Raw genomic sequence first — 2,725 nt, 5'->3', positions numbered from 1 at the left:
GGCCCCCGCAACCAACTTTCTGAACGTTCCCTTCCTGTATTGCCAATCATTGAACAATCCTTCTTGATGCTCGTCACCATCTGGTGATTGCTGCTATTTCTGACGCTGTTGCAAGACCAAAACTGGTCGCCTCAACCATTTGTTGGGTATCATCAGGTATCTCTTCATGGATGAGGCATGCGCCTGTGATCACTCCCTTCACCTATCTTCCTCCTGCTATTGAAAGCCGGGATGCCACGCTGGCCGAAGCCCTTGCCCAAGGGCTGCCGTTGCAACTGCTGCTGATCGCCGAAGAGCAGAAGGAGTCCTTGCTTTCGCTCCCCGCCCTTGCGGGTCTCCAGACCCAGCTTGCGCTGGGGAAAAAAGCGCCCTTTACCCTGATGCATGGCAATACCCTGTTGCAAGTGATGTTTGTGGCCGGCAGTGTGACGCGGGATCACCGCCTCTATAAACAGGTCAGAGGCTGGATTGCTCCTCTCTCTGGGCTCAATGTGGAGAGGCTCGGGCTGCATCTGGAGGGTTTTTCCCCCTCCGAGCGAGTGATGCTGGCCGAAGTGATGCTGTCGGCCCTGCTTGCCGCCAATATTTCGTTGCCCACCAGCAAGCGCCGCAGTGAAAGCAGCTGGAGCTATCAGCAGATCAAGGTTTCACCCGCGGTGGTGCTGGACTTGGCACGCCTCTACAGCGAAGCGGGGGGCAACGGGCTGGCTCGCCATCTGGCGGTGTTGCCTGCCTCCGAGCTGACGGCCGCCAGCTATCGCGAGTTTGTCAGCAAGCTGGCGCAAGATGAGGGGTGGCAGTGTCATCACTATGATCAGGCGCAGCTGGCCGAGCTGGGGGCGGGGGCGTTTCTGGCCGTTGCTCGTGGCTCGGAAGACAATCGGGGGGCCATGGTCAAGCTCAGCTACTACCCGCCCAAGCCGGTGCGCCGCATTGCATTGGTGGGCAAGGGGATCTGCCATGATTCCGGTGGCTATAACCTCAAAGTCTCCGGCAGCATGTATGGTATGCATCTCGACATGGGGGGCAGTGCAGTGGCGCTCGGTACACTCTACGCTATCAGCCGGGCCCGGTTGCCCTACGAGGTACACTGCTGGCTGGCCATTGCCGAGAACCATATCGGCCCTCATGCCTATCGTCCCGGTGAGGTGGTGACTGCCATCAATGGCACCTCCATCGAGGTGGTCGATACCGATGCCGAAGGGCGAATGGTACTGGCCGATACCCTGGCAATGGCGGTGCAGGATACTCCGGATCTGCTGCTTGATTACGCAACCCTGACCGGGGCCTGCAAACGGGCGCTGGGTAGCCGCTACAGTGGCGTCTTTACCAATCGCAGCGAATGGATGACATCACTGGTCAATCTGGGTCAGCGCAGCGGTGAGCGGATCTGGCCCTTCCCGCTTGATGACGATTACGACGACAACATCGAGAGCGAGTGGGCCGATCTGTTGCAGTGTGCGCCGGGCAGTTCGCCGGATCACATCGATGCGGCCCGTTTCCTCGCCCACTTTGTACCCGAGCAGACCCCTTGGCTGCACTTCGACCTGAGCGGTTTTCGCAACAAGGGGGGTAATGGGGTGGTCTCCAGCGAAGTGACCGGCTTTGGCGTGCGTCTCACGCTGGATCTGCTGGCCAGCCCGCTAGGCAGAGTTGGTCGCCAAGCTTCTGAACAATCTGAATAATAACAAGGAGTTCTGTGAAACAACCAAGCTATGACTGGGTGCTGTTCGATTTGGATGAAACCCTACTCGATTTTCCGGTCGCCTCAGCGCTGACGCAAACCCTTCGAACCTATGGTGTCGAGGCCGATGACGCCATCATGGCGCAGTACCATGCTATCAACCATGGGCTCTGGCAGCAGTACAACGATGGCGAGATCGATGCGACGGCGCTGCAGCAGACCCGCTTTGCCCTGTTTGCCCAACAGGTTGGGGCCGACCCCATGGCGATGAACAATACTTTTCTGGCGCAGATTATTGCCCTGAGCATGCCTCTCGACGGGGTTGTCGAAACCTTGCAGCAATTGCGCAGCAAGGTGCGGATGGGGATCATCACCAATGGTTTCAGCGTGCCCCAGCGTGGCAGACTCGGCAAATTGGGTTGGAGCGAGTGGTTCGAACCCCTGGTCATCTCTGACGAGATCCGGGTAACCAAGCCGGCGCCGGCTATTTTCCAGCACACTCTCTCCCTGATGGGGCAGCCGGATCCGGCCAGGGTGCTGATGGTGGGGGATAATCCGAAAACCGACATCGCCGGAGCGGCGACGCAGGGACTGGCAACCTGCTGGTATAATCCGGGCAAGCAGCGTGGTGAGTGTGATGCTACCCACGAGATCCATCATTTCTCCCATCTCGCCGGCATTGTGCTTGGTCGGTAGTGCTCCTTAAGTCGTGGTCGAAGCGCTATTGAACGGAATAAAAGGAACCTGCGTAGGGAACGGGAGAGCCATCGGCTCTCCCGTTGTCATTCGGCGAGCCACTTGAGCGCGTAGCGGGTCAGGTTCTGCTGATATTCGGGGCTTTGCTTGAGTTGAGCGATGGCTTGATTGAGTCGATCCAGCTGGGCTTGTGACGTACTTTTTTTGCTGAGCATCAGGTGGACTGGTGTGCGTTCGATATGAAGCAAGATATGGAGTTGCGTATTCCCACGCATGGCGATCGCTCAATAACATTCATGCCGATCGCGTAATAACATCCATGTCGATCACCCAATAACATCCCAA

At 57.9% G+C, this 2,725-nt stretch carries 2 protein-coding genes and 1 pseudogene; 2 read left to right on the top strand and 1 reads right to left on the bottom strand.

Features of this window, described 5'->3' with window-relative positions; all coding sequences use genetic code 11:
- The first annotated feature begins 185 nt into the window (after positions 1–185).
- Entirely contained in the window at positions 186–1,685 is a 1,500-nt protein-coding gene (locus BN1125_RS04805) for a M17 family metallopeptidase (protein WP_042010990.1), read from the top strand.
- 14 nt (positions 1,686–1,699) lie between these two features.
- Complete coding sequence (gene yjjG, locus BN1125_RS04800; RefSeq protein ID WP_042010989.1) at positions 1,700–2,380, top strand: pyrimidine 5'-nucleotidase; 681 nt, start codon at positions 1,700–1,702, stop codon at positions 2,378–2,380.
- A gap of 86 nt (positions 2,381–2,466) precedes the next feature.
- Here the strand turns inward: yjjG and BN1125_RS04795 are convergent.
- Positions 2,467–2,640, bottom strand: a pseudogene (locus tag BN1125_RS04795) (ABC transporter substrate-binding protein); the annotation flags it as partial.
- Positions 2,641–2,725 lie beyond the last annotated feature (85 nt).

Origin of the sequence: Aeromonas fluvialis (genome assembly GCF_000819885.1) — a bacterium.
GTDB classification, from domain to species: domain Bacteria; phylum Pseudomonadota; class Gammaproteobacteria; order Enterobacterales; family Aeromonadaceae; genus Aeromonas; species Aeromonas fluvialis.
This window is presented reverse-complemented; position numbering and strand designations above follow the sequence as displayed.